This is a genomic window from Blautia stercoris (genome assembly GCF_054657695.1).
In genome coordinates this window covers 520,211-541,287 of record NZ_BAAHYF010000001.1, presented here as the reverse complement: position 1 = coordinate 541,287, position 21,077 = coordinate 520,211, and the positions used below count along the sequence as shown (strand labels likewise).

Below are 21,077 nucleotides of genomic sequence, written 5' to 3'. Positions count from 1 at the left end.
AACTTATGAGACTACCAGAGAAATATGAAAATGAAATGAAAGACCTGTTGCAGGAAGAATATGAGGCTTATAAAGAAAGCCTCGGTCTTCCGATACAGCAGGGATATCGAATTAATACAGGAAAAATCAGCAAGGAGGAGTGGGAAAAAATCGCTCCTTTTTCTGCGAAAGAGGTTCCATGGATAGAAAATGGATACTTTCTTTTAGATGACTTCAGAGCTTCCAGACATCCTTATTATTTTGCAGGTCTTTATTATTTACAAGAGCCGAGTGCGATGACACCGGCAAACAGGCTAAATGTAGAACCGGGAGATTTTGTACTGGATTTGTGCGCTGCACCTGGAGGAAAAGCAACAGAGCTTGGAAGCCGTTTAAAAGGAAAAGGCATGTTAGTTGCAAATGATATCAGCAACAGCAGAGCGAAAGCACTTTTAAAAAATCTGGAACTGGCAGGAATAGCCAATCTTTATGTAACAAGTGAAGAACCGACAAAACTTTGTCAAAATTTCCCGGAATTTTTTGATAAAGTTTTAATTGATGCTCCTTGTTCCGGAGAGGGAATGTTCCATAGAGAACCCAAAATGATAGAATACTGGGAAAAACGAGGTCCGGAAGAATACGTTCCAATTCAGAAACAGCTTATTCTGTATGGAAGCCGTATGTTAAAGCCGGGAGGGAAACTCCTTTATTCGACCTGTACGTTTTCTAAAAAAGAAGATGAAGAGGTGATACAATGGCTGTTGGAACAAAATACAGACATGCATCTGATTTCTATTGCTCCTTATGAGGGATTTTCAAAAGGATTTGGATTATCAGAATGTGTGCGTATTTTTCCGCATAAAATGTCTGGAGAAGGGCATTTTTTGGCATTGCTTGAAAAAAAATCTACAGAACAAGACAACACACAGAAACAAAAACTGCAAATGGGAAAAGAATTGAAACTCCCAAATTGCGTAGAAGAATTTTTTTCATTATTAAAGTTTCCGATTGACAGAAGTTGTCTGAAGTTGGAAAAAGAACGATTGTATCTGCTGCCAAATGCAGTGAAGATGCCAAAATTGCGTTACCTGCGGACCGGATTGTTGTTAGGAGAAGTAAAAAAGAACCGCTTTGAGCCTTCGCAGGCATTGGCAATGGCTTTAAAACCGGAACATTTTGCATCTTGTATTTCAATTGACAGTACAGATGTGCGTTGTGTGAAATACTTAAAAGGAGAGACTTTAGACGTCTCAGACCTTCCCTGCAACAATAAAAAAGGCTGGCAGTTAGTCTGCGTGGAACGGTATCCACTCGGATTTGGAAAGTTAAGCAATGGCATTTTAAAAAATAAATACTATGCCGGATGGAGATGGCAGTAGATGGCACAAATAAGAATTGATAAATATCTGGCGGATATGGGAATTGGAACTCGAAGTGAGGTAAAAAAAATCTTAAAGTCCGGTCAGGTAACTTTAAATGGAGAAAAAATCAAAAAACCAGAACAAAAAATTAACAGTGAAACAGACGAAGTTTTAGTAAATCAGAAACCGGTGGTCTATCAGGAATTTGAGTATTATATGCTTAATAAAGCTGGAGGAGTGGTTTCTGCGACAAAAGATAAGAAGGAAAAAACGGTTTTGGATTGTATCGATTCCAAAAAACGAAAGGATTTATTTCCGGTAGGTCGTCTGGACAAAGACACAGAAGGATTACTGCTGATTACAAATGATGGAGAACTGGCTCATCGTTTGCTCTCTCCAAAGAAACATGTGGATAAGACTTATTTTGTGAAGTTAAGAGAACCGTTAAAGCAGGAGTATGAAGCGGCGCTTGAAAACGGAATTGATATTGGAGAGGAAGCATTGACTTTGCCGGCAAAACTTGAAATTTGTTCCGAAGATAGAAAAAACTGTCTGCTTACAATTCATGAAGGAAAGTTTCATCAGGTAAAACGGATGTTTCAGTCAGCAGAAAATGAAGTGGTATTTTTAAAACGAATGTCGATGGGAAGTTTAACATTAGATAAAGCATTAGAAACAGGACAGTATCGTCCGCTTACACAAGAAGAAATAGAGAGGTTGAAAACGAATGCTTAAAAACATAAAAGCAGTATTGTTTGATTTAGATGGAACGTTGGTTGACTCCATGTGGATTTGGAAATCCGTAGATGAAGAGTATTTTGAGAAAAAAGGGCTTGTTCTTTCCTCAGATGAGATTGATTCATTCCAGCAGGAATTAGAGGGAATGGGATTTACAGAAACCGCAGTGTTTTTTAAAAAGCGATTTGGAATTGAAGATTCCCTGGAAGAAATAAAGGCAGCCTGGATTTCCATGGCAACTGAAAAGTACTGTAATGAAGTTCCGTTAAAGGATGGAGTAAAAGAATTTTTAGAATATTTAAAAGAACAGCAGATCCCGTCTGCGATTTGTTCAAGCAACAGTATTGAATTGATTAAAATGGTGTTAAAGGCACATGAAATTGATAATTATTTTACCAAAATGATAACCTGCTGTGATGTGTCAGCGAGTAAACCGGCACCGGATGTTTATCTTGCAGCAGCAAAAGCCTTAAATGTAAGTCCTGAAAACTGTCTGGTATTTGAAGATGTTCCAATGGGAATCTTAGCTGGAAAGAATGCAGGCATGAAGGTATGTGCCGTTGAGGACAGTTACAGTAAAGAACAAATGGAACAAAAGAAAAAGCTTGCGGACTATTACATAAAAGATTACGATGAGGTTTTAAATCAGACATTTGAGGTGTTAAAATGATGCAGTTTTTACCGGTTACGATGAAAGAAATGCAAAATCGTGGAATTAGTCAGCCAGATTTCGTATATGTCTGTGGAGATGCCTATGTGGATCATCCGTCTTTTGGGATGGCAATTATTACAAGACTTTTAGAACATTATGGATACAGCGTGGGAATTATTGCACAGCCGGACTGGAAGAAAAAAGAAAGTGTCTGCGTATTTGGAGAACCAAGGCTAGGATTTTTAGTCTCTGCCGGAAATATGGATTCGATGGTAAATCATTATACCGTTTCCAAAAAGCACAGAAGGGAAGACTCGTATTCTCCAGGAGGGAAAATGGGTCTTCGACCGGACCGTGCAGTAATTGTGTATGGGAATTTAATCCGTCAGACTTATAAGCATACCCCGATTATTATCGGTGGAATCGAGGCTTCTCTTAGAAGACTGGCACATTATGATTACTGGTCAGATTCTTTAAAACGTTCTGTATTATTAGATTCAGGAGCAGATTTGATTTCTTATGGAATGGGAGAACGCAGTATCTTAGAAATTGCAGAGGCACTCAATCGTGGAGAAGATATTTCCACTCTGCATCATATTGCAGGAACGGTATATCATACAAAAGAAGCACCTGCGGGTGGAATCATCCTTCCTTCTTATGAAGAAATGTGTGCAGATAAGAGAAAATATGCAGAGAGTTTTCAGGTTCAGTATGAAAATATGGAAGCGTTTTCAGGAAAAGTATTGGCAGAGTCCTACGGAAATCGTGGGTATGTGGTACAGAATCCTCCCTCAAAGCCGTTATCCCAAAAAGAAATGGATGAGGTTTACGATTTATCGTATATGAGGACCTATCATCCGATGTATGAAAAACTCGGGAAGATTCCGGCGATTGAAGAGATTAAATTCAGTATTACAAGTAACAGAGGCTGTTTTGGGGGCTGTAATTTCTGCGCACTTGCATTTCATCAGGGAAGAATTGTTCAGACAAGAAGTCATGAATCTATTTTAAAAGAAGCAGTGGAATATACAAAGGAATCTGATTTTAAGGGATATATTCATGATGTAGGAGGTCCAACCGCAGATTTCAGACAACCAGCCTGTGAAAAGCAGCTGAAAAAAGGAGTCTGCACGAACCGTCAGTGCCTGTTTCCAAAACCTTGTAAAAATTTAAATGCAGACCATGAAGATTATCTGGAATTATTGGAAAAACTCAGAAAGATTCCAAATGTAAAAAAAGTATTCATTCGTTCCGGAATTCGGTTTGATTATGTGGAAGCAGACAAAGACAGGCGCTTTTTAGAAGAACTGGCGAAGTATCATGTAAGTGGACAGCTTCGTGTTGCTCCGGAGCATGTTTCAGACCGTGTGTTGTCTTATATGGGAAAACCGGAACATCAGGTTTATCAGAAATTTTTAGCAGACTTTGAAAAGGCAAATAAAAAAACCGGAAAGAAACAATATGTGGTTCCATATTTTATGTCCTCTCATCCGGGCTGCACCTTAAAGGATGCGGTAAAGCTGGCAGAGTATGTGCGTGATATGGGATTTATGCCGGAACAGGTGCAGGATTTTTATCCAACACCATCTACGATGTCTACCTGCATGTATTATACAGGGATTGACCCAAGAACGAAAAAAGAAGTTTATATTCCGACAAATCCACATGAGAAAGCAATGCAGAGAGCTTTGATTCAATATAAAAACCCACAGAATCGTGAACTGGTAAAAGAAGCTCTGATAAAAGCAGGAAGAACGGATTTGATTGGATGGGAGCATAAATGTCTGATAAAAGAAGGAAAAAAAACGGTACAGGCAGGAAAAGATTTCAAGAAATCAACCGTACAGCGAAAAAAGAAAACGATTCGAAATGTGCATAAAAGGAAAGGAAAATAAGATGAAAATAGCAATTGTAACAGGAGCGTCTTCTGGAATTGGTGCAAGTTATGTCTGTCAGCTTGCAGAAAAGTATTCATGGCTGGATGAAATCTGGGTCATTGCCAGAAATGAAACGGCACTCGGGACACTGAAGCGACAGTGTATAGTGCCGCTCCGTGTTTTTGCTATGGATATTACTCAGACAGAAAATTTGCTGAGACTGGAAGAAGAATTAGAAAAAGTAAAACCGTATGTGAAATACTTTGTAAATGCAGCCGGATGTGGGATTAATAAAAAGATAAAAGAGACAGATTTGATGGATTGTAACCGTATGCTTGAAGTAAACTGCAATGCATTGACCCTGCTTACGAAAATTGTACTTCCGTACTGTGGAAAACGAAGCAGAATCGTTATGTTAGCTTCTGCTTCTGCTTTTTTGCCACAGCCGGGATTTGCTGTTTATGCGGCGTCGAAGTCTTATGTGCTTAGTTTTTCAAGAGCACTGCGCAGAGAATTAAAAAAGACAGGAACGACCGTTACAATTGTATGCCCAGGTCCGGTAGATACTCCGTTTTTAGATACAATCGGCGGGAAAGATAGCATTCCGGTTATCAAACGACCATTTATTATGAAAACGGACAAGGTAGTTTCAGTCGCAATCAAAGATGCGGCAAAAGGAAAGGAACTGTCGATTCCGGGAATTTCAATGAAGTGTTTTTTTCGGATTTGTAAAATTGTTCCGCATAAAGTATTGTTAAAATTTACATAAAACAAGACAAGAACAAGATACATAAAAATGAGGAATTACATGAATAAAAAACAAAAAATAAAAAAAGGTGATTTCGGATATATTCAGTCACAGAAAAAGAAGCGTACGATTTATACGATTTTAGCTTTGATTCCACCACTGACAGTTTTCTTTGTTGGCTGGATTATCAATAAAGACAGGAATACAGTATTTACTGTTTTTGCAGCGGTGGGGTGTCTGCCGGCATGTAAATTTGCAGTCAGCGCAATTATGATGTATCTGCAAAAGCCAATGTCAGAGGACGATTATAAGCAGATTGAACAGCATAAAGAAGGTTTGGTATGTGCGTATGAACTGCCGGTTTCTGCTTATGAAAAACAGACCTTTTTAGATTCCGTTGCAGTCTGCGGAAATAATGTGGTTGCATACACCAGCCGTGAGAAATCCGATATTCCGTTTGTGGAAAAGCATATTCAAACCATTTTAAGACAAAATGGATATTATGTAACGATAAAGGTATTCAGACGTCTTCCGGAATATTTAAATCGTTTGGATTCTATGTGGGAGCATCATGAGTCACTGGAAGAAGGCATTCGATTTGTGCCGGATGAAAATAATCCGGATTTAAGCAGAAATGAGCTGATTATGCATACTATTTTTGCAATTACGCTTTAGGAGAAATAAATGAAAGAATTAGAAGTAAAAGCGCAGGAAAGCGGACAGCGGTTTGATAAATATCTTTCCAGATATTTAAAAGAAGCACCGAAAAGCTTTCTCTATAAGATGCTTCGTAAGAAGAATATTACGTTAAATGGAAAAAAGGCAAACGGAAATGAGAAACTCGAAGTGAATGATAAAGTTCAGTTGTTTTTTTCAGATGAAACATTAGAAAAATTTATGGGAGAAGAAAAAGAAGTGAAAAAAGGTTCTCTCGAAATTCTTTATGAAGATGAAAACGTGATTTTTATCAATAAACCGGCAGGGATGCTTTCACAGAAAGCAAAAAAAGAAGATGTTTCTTTAAATGAATATCTGGCGGGTTATCTGCTTGATTCCGGAGCGATGACAAAAGAAGATTTCAGAACCTTTCATCCGGCGGTGTGCAATCGTTTGGACCGTAATACGAGCGGAATTGTAGCAGCAGGAAAAACAATGGCAGGACTTCAGACAATGACGCAGTTGTTTCGGGACAGAAATCTTCATAAATATTATCTGGCACTGGTAAAAGGAATCGTAAAAGAAGAAGCTCATATTAAAGGGTACTTAAAAAAAGATGAAACTTCGAATAAAGTAACGATTACCAGACAGCCACAGAAAGATACAGTTTTGATTGAAACGAAATACACTCCGATTGGATGTTCAAAAGAAAACCGGCTGACTCTTTTAAAGGTGGAACTGCTTACCGGACGTTCTCATCAGATTCGTGCGCATCTGGCAAGTATCGGGCATCCGATTGTAGGTGATGCAAAGTATGGAGATATGCAGGTGAATAAAAAGTATCATACACAGTATAAAGTAAAAAGCCAGCTTCTTCATTCCTGGAAATTAGTACTGCCACAGTTAGAGGGTGAGCTGGCAAATCTTTCTGATATGGAAATTACAGCGCCGGTTCCAAAGGTATTAAAACAGATTATTACAAAAGAAGTGAAAACAGCAGAAGGAGAGATTGGATGAGCAAAAAATATGAAGGTCCTTCTATGATGGAAGAACTGTGGGAATATGTAAAAATGATTGTGTTCGTAGTGGTAATTGTTTTTATTATCAATAATGTTTTGTTAATTAACGCAAGAATTCCGTCAGAATCTATGGAAAAAACGATTATGACCGGAGACAGGGTTTTTGGAAATCGTCTGGCTTATATGACAAAAGACCCGGAACGTTTTGATATTGTGATCTTTAAATTTCCGGATGATGAAAGTCAGCTTTTTATCAAACGAGTTATTGGACTTCCGGGAGAAACAGTAACGATTAAGGATGGTAAAGTTTACATTAATGATTCAGAAGAACCATTAGACGACAGTTTTGTTGCGGAGACACCGGTAGGTGATTTTGGACCGTATAAGGTGCCGGAAGGAAGCTATTTTATGCTTGGAGATAATCGAAATCATTCCCGAGATTCCAGATACTGGATTAACTCCTTTGTAGAAAAAGATAAAATCCTTGGAAAAGCAGTTTTGCGTTATTTTCCGTCTCCAAAGCTGATAAAATAAATGTGTTCTTATAATTTTCTGTGTTGAGTTTGTGAGAAGATTTTGAGAGTACAAAAAATGTACGGTCGGAAACAAAAAACTTTGAGGGGATATAAGATAAGAGTGGAGGCAGGAAATTGGCAACTTGGAACTCAAGGGGACTGCGAGGTTCTGCATTAGAAGAATTTATTAATCAAACCTGTGAACAGTATCGTGAAAGAAATCTGGCTTTAATTCAAAAAGTGCCGACTCCGATTACTCCGGTTCGGATTGAAAAAGAAAGCCGTCATATTACACTTGCTTATTTTGACAAGAAAAGTACAGTCGATTATATTGGTGTAGTGCAGGGAATTCCGGTCTGCTTTGATGCAAAAGAATGTCATACCGATAATTTTCCCTTACAGAATATTCACGAACATCAGGTGCGATTTATGGGAGATTTTGAAAAACAGGATGGAATTGCATTTTTGATTCTGTATTTCAGTCATAGAGACGAAATTTATTATATGAGATATGAGGAAATGCTAAAATTTTGGAATCGTGGACAAAATGGAGGACGAAAACACTTTAAGTATGAAGAATTGAATCCGAAATGGTTTTTAACCAGAAACGGAAATTACCTGGTTCCGTTTCTGGAGGGAATTGCCTTGGATTTAAAAGAGAGAGAAGAGAATTAATTTTTCTCTGTGGTTTCTCTTGGAATTAAGACAGGAGAAATAATTTTATGGACTGGCTCGCAAAAAGCCGGTCTTTCTTTTTGCGCTTGAATTTGTGAGATTAATAACTCAACGGCTTCAAATGCAATCTTGTCAATCTGCTGACTGACGCTGCTGATTGGAATAATAGCTTCTCGTGAAATCGGAGAATCGTCAAATGCAATTAAAAAATAGTCGTTTGGCAGATAGCCATACTTTCGGATTAACAGATTTAAAAATACATTTGCATAAGTATCACCGGAGATAAAAATTCCCTTTCGGATACCGGAATAATTCAGTTCAATTTGTTCTAAAATATGAGTTAGGTGGCTTTTTACTTCTTCGTGGGAAGCTCCCATCTCTTCCATAAAAGTATGATGTAGTAATTGGTGTTTTTCACAATAATCATCAAATGCTTCCACTCGTTTATAAGCAGGAGTTGTTCGGGTTGTTGGAGCACTGATATGCAAAAATACTTCACAGTCATGGGAAGAGAGATTTTCACAGGCGAGAATCGTTCCTTGATAGTTATCGGAATTGACACTTGAGATATAAACATCTTCCCGCTCTACAGCAACTAATGGAAGATGAAGATTTGCCAGTTCAATCGAGGGAAGTGTGTGACTTAAGATAATTAATCCTTCAATCTTATAAGCTAAAAGTTCCTGTAAGTAAGTTCTTTCATCTTCTTTTGAGCCATTGCTGATAAAAACCAGAAATTTATAGCCAAAAGCTTCATAGGTTGATAAAATCTGATTTAAAATCTCAGAATAATAACGAACATATAAGTTTGGGATGATGATGCCGATAAATTCGGTACATCCGTTCGCCAGAATTTTTGCAACTTTATTTTCTTTATAATTTAATTTTTCAAGTGCCTCTGCAATAATGTTCCGATTTTGTTCCGTTAAGGTCTCCGGATGATTAAAATAACGGGAGATTGTAGTTTTTGAAAAGTTTGTATATTTTGCAATGTCACTGAATGTGATGTTGTTTTTTTTATTTGCCATAGTAAAATACCGCCTTTCTAAAAATCAGTATATCAAAAAAAAGAAAAAGAGACAATGGAATTTTATAAAGTAACCGGTTTTACAAAAATGACAAAAATCCGAATAAAAATTGATAAAAATGCTGAAAAATACTTTTATTATTGAGATATAGATAGGTTTGTGATAGAATACAGTATAGAAAAACCGGTTACTTTACAAAACGAAATTAAAAAATCAGATTCTGGGAGGAAAAAATGAATAAAAAAGATATGATTTTTCAGGAACGATTAAACCGTCATCACGACGAACTTCGCTGGCTGTATATGGAACTTTATGGAAATGACGCAATGTTTGCGGAATTATGTGACCAGATGTATGAGTATTACAAAGCAAGAAAGCAAAAACTGCATAATCGTGATGCAAAACGAATAAAAGAAGCAGAGTGGTTTAAGAAAAAAGACATGCTTGGAATGATGCTTTATATTGATAATTTTGCTGGAAATTTACAAGGTGTACAGACAAAACTGGATTATTTAAAAGAATGTAACGTAAATTGTATTCATCTGATGCCGTTTTTAGATTCACCGGAAGGACGTTCTGATGGCGGTTATGCAGTTGCAGATTTTCGGAAAGTAAAACCAGAGCTTGGAACAATGGAAGATTTAGCAAAATTAACGGATGCCTGTCATGCAAAAGACATGAATGTGTGTATGGATTTTGTTATGAATCATACATCAGAAGACCATGAATGGGCGAAAAGAGCCAGAAATGGAGAAGGCGAGTACATGAGCCGTTACTTCTTCTATGATAATGATGAAATTCCAAAACAATATGAAAAAACCGTACCACAGGTCTTTCCGACAACAGCACCAGGAAACTTCACGTATCTTCCAGATTTGAATCATTATGTATTGACTACCTTTTATCCATATCAGTGGGATTTAAATTATAAAAATCCAAGAGTATTTAATGAGATGATGTATAATTTTCTGTTTCTTGCGAATCAGGGAATTGATGTAATCCGAATTGACGCTGTTCCGTATATCTGGAAAGAATTAGGAACACCGTCTCGTAATCTTCCACAGGTACATACGATTGTACGAATGATGCGTATGATTGGTGAAATTGTATGCCCAAGTGTTATCTTACTTGGAGAAGTTGTCATGGAACCGGAAAAAGTAGTACCATATTTTGGAACAGTGGAAAAACCGGAATGTCATCTGTTATATAATGTAACAACAATGGCAACAACCTGGCATACCGTTGCCACACAGGATATCCGCCTGCTGAAAAAACAGATGGATATTGTAAATGAACTTCCAAAAGAATATCTGTTTTTAAATTATTTAAGATGCCATGATGATATTGGCTGGGGACTTGATTTTGAAACACTCAAAGATTATGGAATGGAAGAAATTGCACATAAACGCTTTTTAAATGATTTCTTTACCGGAAAAACACAAGGAAGTGTAAGCCGTGGAGAACTCTATAACGATGACCCTGTCACAATGGATGCACGCTTCTGCGGAACAACTGCATCGATGTGTGGAATTGAGACAGCATTAAGAGAAGATAATGCTGAAAAATTAGAAGAAGCAGTCCGCATGGATGTGATGCTTCACGCATATATGCTGGTACAGTCTGGAATTCCAATGTTATACAGCGGAGATGAAATTGCCCAGTTAAATGATAACCACTATAAAGAAAATCCACAAAAAGCAGAAGACTCACGCTATATTCATAGAGGAGCATTTTTGTGGGAAAATGCAAAAAAACGAAAAGAGAAATATTCGGTGGAAGAAATCGTATTTGATTCCCTGGCAAAATTAGAGAAGATAAGAAGAAACGAGACTGTGTTTGATGCAAAAGCAGACGTGTATACTTATGATGTAAAAGAGAATAAAATCCTTGGAATCTTAAGAGAAGATGAGAATACAAGATTTATTGCCCTGTTTAATTTCGGAAATGAACCACGGACTGCATGGATGCAGGAAGAAGGCGAATTTGAAGATTTGTTTACAGGAAAGAAGATTGAGTTAAAAGATGTGGAACTGGCTGCACATGGATTTGTGTGGGCGGTGAGAAGAAAATAAGAATAAGAGCAAAAAGAGAAACAGCCGGAAGAGTATATATAAAAACTCTGACCGGCTGTTTTTCTGCTCATAGACAGTTCCAGTTTGAACGATTAAAAGTTAAAAAATTTTGAAGTAAAAGATATTCTTCAAATTCCAGTATGATAATATTGAACTACAAAAAATATTGTAAATTATTTTTAGAAAAAAATCTAGTAGTTATATTATGTTTAATCAAAATATATTAGGCATTTTTTGAACTAAAATATATTAGGAATATATTGAAAAATAGAAAGTTTAAGAGTATAATAAAAGAAAAAAGGAGTGATGCAGGTGAGAACAGAACTTGTTTTTGTGTTAAAAAAGCCAATGATAAGTCTGGACTATCGAAGAATGATTCTATCATGGTTAAAGCGAAGTCTTACAGAGTGTAATCAGGGAAAATATTATGAACGATATTTTCGGTTAGATGCTCCCCGAAAAGATTATTGCTTTACTGTGCTAATGGATTCTCCGAAATTTACAAAAGAAAAGATATTGTTAAAAGAACCAAGAATTCGGGTAATATTTTCCGCAGATGATAAAAATCGGAGTGGATTAATATTTTTTGCGGCGTTTTTAGCTATGAAAAATAAGCAGTTTCCATTACCGGATGGAAATGCCATGACTTTACGAAATGTAATAAGAAGAAATGAAGCATTGATTGCAGAATCTTCCGTTATCTTTCGGACCAGCCTGGGAAATGGGTTGTGTATTCGAGAACATGACAGAGAAACGAATAGAGATAAGTTTTTTACCTGTGAAGACCCAGAATTTAAAAAGAAAACAGAAGAGATACTGAAGATACAGGCAAGACTTGCTGGTTATCCAGAATCTATGGTTCAGACGATAAAATTTACTCCGATTCAGTGTAAAAAAGTATTAGTTTTCTTCTATGGTCGATATGTCGATGTAACGACTGGGGTTGTGCAGTTAGAGGGAGAACCGGAATTATTACAGTATTTTTATTTGTCAGGAGCTGGCTCAAAGCACAGCGCGGGTTTTGGCCAGTTGAACATTTTAAAATAAATCAGGAAGGAGGAGAAGTTATGGGACTGGAGAGAATAGAACCTCTGGATTGGAGATATTCCGCAGCAATTGTAGGACTAAAAGAGTATCTAACTTGGATTGGTGAATCGAACTGGAAGTTACAAGATGAATATCTGGAATATAATCCGGAATCTATTACAGAGTCAGATTATTTGAAGTTTGTGGAACAGAAATATTCAGAAGATATGCATCATGTATTGGCTGAAGAATTACTATTAGAAGAAGAACCAAGTGAAGAACAGATAAAACTGATAAATGAAAAGCTGACTGCAAATACAGTTTTAAAAAAAATATTTGGAAAAATAAAATACGACGGAACAAATCGGGAACAGATACAAAAATTAATAGAAGAAAATCGTGAAGAAATTGTAAAAGAGACCTATCGAAATAAAGTAAATCTGTACCGAAACTATTGTAATACAAATCAATTATTTGAGCCAGGTAAGAATTGTTGCAGACTACTGGGGTATTATGTAGATTTACCAAAAAAAGGAAAATCCATTTCTTATAATTTTGATATGGCAAATTTTGTATACGAGGACACTCCGATATTTGATTTTATTCCATTTGCATTTTGTGGAGAACGAGATTTTTATTTTATAAATGATAATGTTGATTTAAGAGAGTTAGTTAAAACCAATAAGATACTGCAAGATAAAATAAAAAAAGCAAGAGAAAATGCAAGGCAAGAGGGAAAAACAATTGATTCCAGACAGATTTTTTTCCAGACTATTATTGAATCAAAGGATTTTATGTATCATGATATTGAGATTATACATAAAAACGTTGAAAAGACACATTTTGAAACATTATATTTAAGTAAAAAGAGCCTGGATATTTTACAGAAATTAAATGGAGAAAAAACAGACAAAAAACCATATAAAGCATTTTGTTTTAAAATAAAAATAAATGATAATTATTATCTGGATGTATTTAAAGAAACGATGAACTGCATTGTGAATCTTATTTTGACAGATGAGTGGATAAATTATCTTTTAAAAAATAATGCAAACGGAAATTACACTTATGTGTTATACCAATTAATAAAAGTAAATTTATGGATAAAGGAGGATGCAGATATGGAAGCTGGAAATAAAAGAGCCTATGGATGTGCAAAGGCAGTTGCTAAGAAGAAAGATAAAGTACCGGACAACAAACTGATTTCGTTTCGCCAAAAATTGACGAGTGCCTTGACCTTTGAAGATTATGACCGATTTTGTGATATTTTATTAAATTTATCAAATTATGCAGATGAACCATTTGATTTTGCATATGATTTATTTGAAGATTTTGAGAAAAATAAAGAATTAGCGTATACATTTGTAACAGCGCTGAGAAGAGATAATAAAAATGTAGAGGAGACAAAAGTATGAAAAAGAATTCTTTAACATTAACGGTAGTTGCAAATATGACATCTAATTATTCGGAGTCACTGGGAAATATTGCAAGTGTTCAGAAAGTATTTAAGAACAGAAAAATCTATTCTATGAGAAGCAGAGAAAGTTTAAAAAATGCAATTATGGTTCAGAGCGGGATGTATGATGATTTAGAAACAAGTCTGGATGGAGCAGCACAGAAAAAAGTAAGTGAAGAATTAAATGCCTCTAATTGTCGTGCGTTAGAAGGCGGTTACATGAATACACAGGGAACAACTTATGTAAGAAAAAGCTCTTTTTATTTGACAGATGCAGTTGCAGCAGAGCATTTTGTAAATGAAACTCGTTTTCATAATAATTTATACTTAGCAACGAATTATGCAAAAGAACAGGGGATTTCCGTACAGAGTAATGGTGGAAGTGCAGGACTTATGCCATATCAGTATGAATACGATAAGAGTCTGAAGATTTACAGCATGACAATTGATTTAGAAATGATAGGAAAAGATGAAAATTTCCATGAAGAGGCAGATGCAAAAGAAAAGGCAGAACGCGTAATCGCACTTTTGGATGCAGTGGAAAATTTATCTTTAGTCGTAAGAGGAAATCTGGATAATGCAGAGCCAGTGTTTGTGGTGGGAGGATTATCCGAAAGAAAAACGCATTATTTTGAAAATGTAGTGCATGTGGAAGAAGAAAAATTAGTTTTATCAGAGGATTTAAAAATAAAACTGGAAAGAGGATTTCAGGCAGGACTTCTGCGTGGAAATTTATTACAAAATGAGGAAGAAATAGAGAAAGAACTGACACCGGTATCAGTACCTGTATTTTTTGAAAATCTGAGAAAACAGGTTTTGGATTACTATCTGGAAAAATAAAAGAAAGATGGTGTAAAGATGAGCAATTTAAAAACTGCAGTACGGATAAAATTACATCAGACAAGTGCGAATTATCGTAGAGAAGAAACAATAGAAAATAAAATGACTTATCCTCTTCCACCTATTTCAACAGTTATTGGGGCTCTTCATTCAGCCTGTGGTTATACGGAATATAAAGAGATGGATGTCAGTATTCAGGGAAAATTTGCTTCTATGCACAAAGAACCATATACAGATTATTGTTTTTTAAATTCTACCATGGATGACAGGGGAATCTTAGTAAAAATGAGAAATGCATCTATGCTTTCAAACGCTTTTATCAAAGTAGCAAGTGCGAAGAAATCTCAAGGCAACAGTTTTTTAAAAGGGATTACGATTGATGTACATAGTTCGGAGTTATTAGAAGAATATAGAGCACTTAAGAAACTTGGAACAGAAATACAAGACTATAAAAAAACAGAATATAAAGAGAAGATAAAAGAGTTTAAAGAGAAAAAAAAGGAACTGGCAGATAAGAAAAAAGCAATTGGAAAAGGAAATGCTGGCTTTGAAACTGTGGCAGAAGAAGAAAAAGCGCTAAAAGCAGAAGAGAAAAAATATCAAGAGACAGTTGCAAGATATGAAGAAGAGAATTATAAAAAACCAGTTGCAAAATTCCGAACAGTAACAAAGTCAATCCGATACTATGAGATTTTAGACCAGATAGATTTGATTATCCATGTTACAGCAGATGAAGAAATCTTAGATGATATTTTGGAACATGCTTATGATTTAAAAGCGATTGGTCGTAGTGAAGATTTTGTGGAAGTATTAGATGTGCAGAAAGTACAGTTGGAACAAGGAAGGAGCAGAGTAAGAACTTTAAATAGTGCATATTTAAGTTATGATGATATTGTTGCTGGAAGAATTAGAACAGGAGCTATGAGTGGTCGGAAGATTGCAGGTACTGCCTATTATTTTGGAAAGAAATATGATACTACAACAGGTAAAAGGATATTTTTAGATAAAAAAAGGGTTGTTTATACATCTAATTTTAATATTGATGAAGCTTCTGGAAATGTTTGGATAGACAAAACAGAGAAACCATTTGATATTGTGAATTTTTTATAATAATTAATATAGTAAGAAGTACAGAAAAGGCATGACAGAAAGGAATTTTGTTCATGTCTTTTCTGTTTAGGGAGAAAGCGATATGAAAGCAATACAGGATTTTTTAGCAAAATCAGATAAGACAATTCGAGAACATTCAGATGACTTGAAGAAGCGTGTATATTATTTGAAAGAAATAGGATATATAAAAGGAGAACGTTTGTTTTATCTTTTATTGGAGTGTTGTAAACATCATGATGATGGAAAAGCGAATTTTTCCTTTCAAAGACGTGTATCCAGTAAAAGATGGATTCCGTTTGATCCAGAAAAAGAAATACCACATAATGTATTATCTGTGTATTATTTGGATAAAACACAGTATGAAGAAATGGATTATTTAAAAATTGCGAGTGCAATTTTATATCATCATGATTATTGTGATGAAGATAGAGTGATAAATGAGAAATGGATGTTGATAGATGAAAATCTTTTAGAAGGTTATAGCAGTGAATCTTTAAGCGGAGATGAAATTGAATATTTGATGAATGAAGGACTTTATGGCGAAAATCTTATCGTATTAAAAGGTCTTTTACGAAGATGTGATTATAGTGCCAGTGGAGAATATAAAATTGAGTATCCAAATGATTTTTTGCTTGAAAAATTAGAACGAATGATGCAGCGCTGGAAAGAAAAAAATGAAAATGTTGATTGGAATGAGTTACAAAAGTTTGCAATAGAAAACAGGGAAACGGATATAATTGCAGTTGCGTCCACTGGAATGGGAAAGACAGAAGCAGGTCTTTTATGGATAGGAGACCAAAAAGGATTTTTCATACTGCCGGTGCGAACTGCGATTAATGCGATTTATGACAGAGTAAGAGAAGAAATTCTTCAGGAAGAAAAGCTTGAAGAAAGAGTGGCGTTGCTACATTCAGAAGCATTGGAATATTATAATGATAATGTTGAAGAACTTGATATTACGGAATATTTTGACCGAGGAAAACATCTTTCTTTGCCTTTAAGTATTTCGACATTAGACCAATTATTTAATTTTGTTCTTCGTTATAAAGGCTATGAGACAAAATTAGCAACTTTATCATATTCCAAAATAGTAATCGATGAAATTCAGATGTATGAACCAGATTTACTAGCAGTATTAATCCGTGGATTAGGACAGATACATAGATTGGGTGGAAAAATTGCAATTGTTACGGCAACACTGGCTCCTTTTATAAAACAGCTTTTAAGAGAGGATGCTAAAATTGAATTTAAAGAAAAAGATTTCATTTTAGATAAAATACGTCATAATGTTTGTGTGAAAGATGGTGCAATACAGGTAGAAGATATTGTTACACAATATTTGGAAAATAAGAAATCTGGAAAATGCAATAAGATTCTGATTGTTTGTAACACAATAAAAAAAGCGCAGGCACTGTATGAAGAATTAAAAACTCAGTTGGGAGAAATAGAAGAATTAAATTTATTCCATAGTCGTTATATACGACAGGATAGAAAAAAGCTGGAAAAAGAAATTCGCAGATTTGGAAAAACATATTGTGATGAAAAACATAAAATATTAGATTGTCAGAATGGAATCTGGATTTCTACGTCACTTGTGGAAGTTAGTTTGGATATTGATTTTGACTATTTATTTACAGAGTTATCTGAACTAAACGGTTTGTTTCAAAGAATGGGAAGATGTAATCGGAAAGGTGTAAAAAATCTGGATAAATATAACTGTTTTGTTTATTGCGCAGGAGAAGAAGTAAAAAGAGGACAAAAAGGATTTTTAGACCCGATCTTTTATGAACAATCAAGAAAAGCGTTACAAGAAGTAGATGGACTTTTAAGTGAAGAGAAGAAAATGGATTTAATTAATCGGTATTTTACTATGGAACAGGTAAGAGACAGCTCATTTATGAAAAAGTATCGAGAAGTTTATAATCAACTTATGGAATTGCGGATTGGTGATTTTGAGGAAGGAGAACAATTAAGGAGTATTTTTAATCAGGATATTATTCCTAAATTGGTATTTGATGAGAATAAGGAGTTTATTTTAGAGCAGCAGGACCGATTAAGAAAAATAGAAAAACAGCTTAGAAAAAGTAAAGGAGAAGAAAGAGTACAGTATTTAAAGGAACGATTAAACTGTCAACAAAATTTAAAAGAATTTGTAGTTTCAATTCCAAAGTATGAATACCAAAACTATATGGAAAAAATCTGGGAAAGATTTGGATACGTTGTAATAAGTAAATATGAAAAGATTCCGATTATGGATTGTTATTATGATGAAAAAGGGTATTATCCATTAAATTATAAAGAAAGGACAATAGAAGATGAAATGATGATGTGTTAGGGGGGAATTTATGAAAGAAAAAGTAACAGGAACTATGGTTTATTATTATTTTGTCTGTAAAAGAAAGCTTTGGTATTTTAGTAATGAAATTAATATGGAAAGCGAAAATGAGAGTGTTATATTAGGAAAACTATTAGATGAGGGCAGTTTTAAGAGAGATGAAAAACATATTAATATTGATGATACAATTAATATTGACTTTATTCGTGAATATAAGGAACTGCACGAAGTAAAAAAGAGCAAAGCAATTGAAGAAGCAGGTGTCTGGCAGACAAAATACTATTTGTATTATTTGAAACAACGGGGTGTAACAGGATTAAAAGCACGGATTGATTATCCTCTGTTGAAACAGCACTTAGATGTGACATTGAATAAAGAGGATGAAGAAAAAATGAAGATAATATTGGAAGAGATGATAAAGATTTGTAAAAAAGAAATTCCACCAGAATTTTCATCTCAAAAAATTTGTAAGAAATGTGCATACCATGATTTGTGCTTTATTTAGGGGAGGAGGTATTTGATTTTTTATGAAGCAGAGTTTTTATGTATATAATAATGGAGATTTAAAAAGAAAAGATAATACACTGCGATTTACTTCGTATGAAGGACAAAAAAGAGATATTCCGATTGAAAAAATCTCCGACATTTATGTGATGTCTGAAATGTCATTTAATACGCCATTCATTAGCTATATTTCCCAGTATGGAATTACAATGCATTTCTTTAATTATTATAATTATTATGTAGGAAGTTATTATCCGAAGGAAAGCCTTTTGGCGGGTCAGTTGCTGATAAAGCAGGTAGAGCATTATCAAGATTATGAAAAAAGATTGACATTAGCTAAAAAATTTATTGAAGCAGCAGCAGATAATATTTATCGAAATCTGCGTTATTATAAGGCAAGAGAAAAAGATGTTTTAGGTGCTATGCAGGAAATTGATTATTTAAGGCGACAGCTATCAAAAGCAGAAACAATAGAAGAATTAATGGGAATAGAGGGAAATATCCGGAAAACCTATTATTCAGCCTGGAATGAAATTGTAAATCAAGAAATTAAATTTGAAAAAAGAGTGATGCATCCACCAGATAATATGATTAATTCTTTAATTTCATTTGTGAATTCTCTGATTTATGCAAAAACATTAAGTGAAGTGTATCATACTCAATTGAATCCTACGATTAGTTATCTGCATCAGCCAGGTGCAAGACGTTTTTCTTTATGCTTGGATTTATCAGAGATTTTTAAACCTCTTATAGCAGATCGGTTGATTTTTTCATTACTTAATCGCAGACAGATTACGGAGAATAGCTTTACAAAAGAATTTAATTTTCTTCACTTGAAGAAGGAGGCATCACAGTTAATTGTTACAGAATTAGAAGCACGTTTGAAACAAGCAATTATGCATAGAGATTTAGGAAGACAGGTTTCCTATCAATATTTGATACGCCTAGAAGCATATAAATTAATTAAACACTTAATTGGCGAAAAGGAATATGAAGGTTTTCGGATATGGTGGTGATAGATAGATGTATATCGTGTTAGTGTATGATATCAGTCAAGACGAAAAAGGACAAAGAAGATGGTCAAGAGTATTTAAAATATGTAAGAAATATCTGTCTCATATTCAGAATTCTGTATTTGAAGGAGAAATATCAAAAGCACAGTTGGCGAAAATGAAAAATGAGTTAGAACCTTACATAAATGATGAACTTGATTCAGTTATTATTTTTAAAAGCCGTCAGGAAAAATGGTTAGACAAAGAATTTCTTGGTAAGGTGGAGGATAAAACTGGATTTTTGCTGTAAAAAAATTGTCGACCTCCGATAATGTAAAAATATGGGGAGGTCGACAATTAAAAGAATGTAGGAAATGCAGGAAAAGATGAAAAAGAATTAAGAGAAAAATCAAAAATTTTTGAGAAAAAGTGAGAGGTCGACAAAAAAGGGTTGAAAAACTAAGAGAAAAGTAGTAGTGTATAGGCACGGATATTAATAGAATCACAGTGGAATTTAAATTATATTGATATCATTCTGATACAATGTTACTCCGGATATTAATAGAATCACAGTGGAATTTAAATGTGATTTTGGCTATCTCCCTAATACTTTTTCCCTCTCCATATTAATAGAATCACAGTGGAATTTAAATTATTGATCACCCTTTAAGATCGGTTGAACTGGCAGCAATATTAATAGAATCACAGTGGAATTTAAATCGTGGATTCGGGCAAATATTGCCTAGGTCCGTTTCGATATTAATAGAATCACAGTGGAATTTAAATGCGCTCTTGCTGGTTTTCTTGCCCTGATCTCGTTCATATTAATAGAATCACAGTGGAATTTAAATGCGAGTCCCTTCGGGCTAAACTTTTTAATATCTACTATATTAATAGAATCACAGTGGAATTTAAATTTAAAACAGCTTTTATATCTACATTTTTTGCTCTTGATATTAATAGAATCACAGTGGAATTTAAATAAACAGAAGTAACTTTAATGAAATGGGAAAAAGAGAATATTAATAGAATCACAGTGGAATTTAAATTGTATGCGTCAAGCTGATTCGCTGTATCTCTCAACTGTATATTAATAGAATCACAGTGGAATTTAAATGGAAAAAAACTACAGATTGATTATCATAAGTACAATATATTAATAGAATCACAGTGGAATTTAAATTATGGAGAATACGAATTAAAAGAATCTATTCTAAAAATATTAATAGAATCACAGTGGAATTTAAATAAGCAAAATCTGGAACGGAAGCTGAATGTGCAGATAGATATTAATAGAATCACAGTGGAATTTAAATGAAGTTGTGCTCATGGGGAGATGGCGTCCTGGAAGAATATTAATAGAATCACAGTGGAATTTAAATTATATCGTCTAATCGTTGCGGTAAATGCCGCATATACATATTAATAGAATCACAGTGGAATTTAAATAACCTCATCTAGTGAATCAAAATTGTCCAGCTTGCCATATTAAT

The 21,077-nt window shown here is 34.6% G+C and carries 19 protein-coding genes and 1 CRISPR repeat array (1 of these 20 cut by a window edge); of the genes, 18 read left to right on the top strand and 1 reads right to left on the bottom strand.

Translation table 11 applies throughout. From position 1 onward, the window contains the following. The first annotated feature begins 5 nt into the window (after positions 1-5). The 9 genes from ACYQ2D_RS02665 (at position 6) to ACYQ2D_RS02625 (ending at position 8,221) form a co-directional block, all read left to right on the top strand. Positions 6-1,358 (top strand): RsmF rRNA methyltransferase first C-terminal domain-containing protein, encoded by a 1,353-nt coding sequence (locus tag ACYQ2D_RS02665; protein ID WP_459784554.1) that lies wholly within the window; start codon positions 6-8, stop codon positions 1,356-1,358. Next, positions 1,359-2,075: a pseudouridine synthase gene (locus ACYQ2D_RS02660; protein WP_117456404.1), complete on the top strand. Its 717-nt coding sequence runs from the start codon at positions 1,359-1,361 to the stop codon at positions 2,073-2,075. After that, positions 2,068-2,748, top strand: coding sequence for an HAD family hydrolase (locus ACYQ2D_RS02655; protein ID WP_117456405.1), 681 nt, complete (start codon positions 2,068-2,070; stop codon positions 2,746-2,748). Before ACYQ2D_RS02660 ends, ACYQ2D_RS02655 begins: the two co-directional genes overlap by 8 nt. Next, entirely contained in the window at positions 2,745-4,625 is a 1,881-nt protein-coding gene (locus tag ACYQ2D_RS02650) for a YgiQ family radical SAM protein (protein ID WP_459784553.1), read from the top strand. Before ACYQ2D_RS02655 ends, ACYQ2D_RS02650 begins: the two co-directional genes overlap by 4 nt. Position 4,626: 1 nt before the next feature. Next, positions 4,627-5,376: an SDR family NAD(P)-dependent oxidoreductase gene (locus ACYQ2D_RS02645; RefSeq protein ID WP_459784552.1), complete on the top strand. Its 750-nt coding sequence runs from the start codon at positions 4,627-4,629 to the stop codon at positions 5,374-5,376. A 39-nt stretch (positions 5,377-5,415) separates the two neighbouring features. Continuing rightward, positions 5,416-6,030, top strand: a complete 615-nt coding sequence (locus ACYQ2D_RS02640) for a hypothetical protein (RefSeq protein ID WP_022302832.1) — start codon at positions 5,416-5,418, stop codon at positions 6,028-6,030. A 9-nt stretch (positions 6,031-6,039) separates the two neighbouring features. Continuing rightward, a complete protein-coding gene (locus tag ACYQ2D_RS02635; RefSeq protein WP_459784550.1) occupies positions 6,040-7,029 on the top strand; it encodes an RluA family pseudouridine synthase in 990 nt (329 codons plus the stop codon). Next, positions 7,026-7,565: a signal peptidase I gene (gene lepB, locus ACYQ2D_RS02630; RefSeq protein WP_022302830.1), complete on the top strand. Its 540-nt coding sequence runs from the start codon at positions 7,026-7,028 to the stop codon at positions 7,563-7,565. The genes ACYQ2D_RS02635 and lepB overlap by 4 nt, the downstream gene beginning before the upstream one ends. 116 nt (positions 7,566-7,681) lie before the next feature. After that, complete coding sequence (locus tag ACYQ2D_RS02625; RefSeq protein ID WP_117456408.1) at positions 7,682-8,221, top strand: Holliday junction resolvase RecU; 540 nt, start codon at positions 7,682-7,684, stop codon at positions 8,219-8,221. On the opposite strand, the gene ACYQ2D_RS02620 is transcribed toward ACYQ2D_RS02625, so the two are convergent. After that, positions 8,218-9,249, bottom strand: coding sequence for a LacI family DNA-binding transcriptional regulator (locus ACYQ2D_RS02620; RefSeq protein ID WP_117456409.1), 1,032 nt, complete (start codon positions 9,247-9,249; stop codon positions 8,218-8,220). The two genes, ACYQ2D_RS02625 and ACYQ2D_RS02620, sit on opposite strands and share 4 nt — an antisense overlap. 233 nt (positions 9,250-9,482) lie before the next feature. Here ACYQ2D_RS02620 and ACYQ2D_RS02615 point away from each other — a divergent pair, with 233 nt between their 5' ends. The 9 genes from ACYQ2D_RS02615 (at position 9,483) to cas2 (ending at position 19,894) form a co-directional block, all read left to right on the top strand. Beyond that, the gene (locus ACYQ2D_RS02615; RefSeq protein WP_187557994.1) at positions 9,483-11,321 is read left to right on the top strand and encodes an amylosucrase; all 1,839 of its coding nucleotides are present in this window, start codon (positions 9,483-9,485) and stop codon (positions 11,319-11,321) included. A 312-nt stretch (positions 11,322-11,633) separates the two neighbouring features. Next, entirely contained in the window at positions 11,634-12,368 is a 735-nt protein-coding gene (locus ACYQ2D_RS02610) for a CRISPR-associated endoribonuclease Cas6 (RefSeq protein ID WP_459784548.1), read from the top strand. A gap of 20 nt (positions 12,369-12,388) precedes the next feature. Beyond that, complete coding sequence (gene cas8a1 / locus ACYQ2D_RS02605) at positions 12,389-13,762, top strand: type I CRISPR-associated protein Cas8a1/Csx8 (RefSeq protein WP_459784547.1); 1,374 nt, start codon at positions 12,389-12,391, stop codon at positions 13,760-13,762. Continuing rightward, positions 13,759-14,643, top strand: a complete 885-nt coding sequence (gene cas7i, locus ACYQ2D_RS02600; protein WP_117456413.1) for a type I-B CRISPR-associated protein Cas7/Cst2/DevR — start codon at positions 13,759-13,761, stop codon at positions 14,641-14,643. The genes cas8a1 and cas7i overlap by 4 nt, the downstream gene beginning before the upstream one ends. Before the next feature lie 18 nt (positions 14,644-14,661). Next, positions 14,662-15,753, top strand: coding sequence for a CRISPR-associated protein Cas5 (gene cas5, locus ACYQ2D_RS02595; RefSeq protein ID WP_459784545.1), 1,092 nt, complete (start codon positions 14,662-14,664; stop codon positions 15,751-15,753). 82 nt (positions 15,754-15,835) lie between these two features. Then, positions 15,836-18,088, top strand: a complete 2,253-nt coding sequence (gene cas3 / locus ACYQ2D_RS02590; RefSeq protein WP_459784544.1) for a CRISPR-associated helicase Cas3' — start codon at positions 15,836-15,838, stop codon at positions 18,086-18,088. A gap of 10 nt (positions 18,089-18,098) precedes the next feature. Then, positions 18,099-18,593, top strand: a complete 495-nt coding sequence (gene cas4, locus ACYQ2D_RS02585; protein ID WP_022304357.1) for a CRISPR-associated protein Cas4 — start codon at positions 18,099-18,101, stop codon at positions 18,591-18,593. A 22-nt stretch (positions 18,594-18,615) separates the two neighbouring features. Then, positions 18,616-19,608: a type I-B CRISPR-associated endonuclease Cas1b gene (gene cas1b, locus ACYQ2D_RS02580; RefSeq protein WP_459784543.1), complete on the top strand. Its 993-nt coding sequence runs from the start codon at positions 18,616-18,618 to the stop codon at positions 19,606-19,608. A gap of 7 nt (positions 19,609-19,615) precedes the next feature. Continuing rightward, entirely contained in the window at positions 19,616-19,894 is a 279-nt protein-coding gene (gene cas2, locus ACYQ2D_RS02575; RefSeq protein WP_459784541.1) for a CRISPR-associated endonuclease Cas2, read from the top strand. A gap of 180 nt (positions 19,895-20,074) precedes the next feature. Beyond that, positions 20,075-21,077: direct repeats of the CRISPR family, unit length 30 nt; unit sequence ATATTAATAGAATCACAGTGGAATTTAAAT; it runs 1,667 nt beyond the window's last position.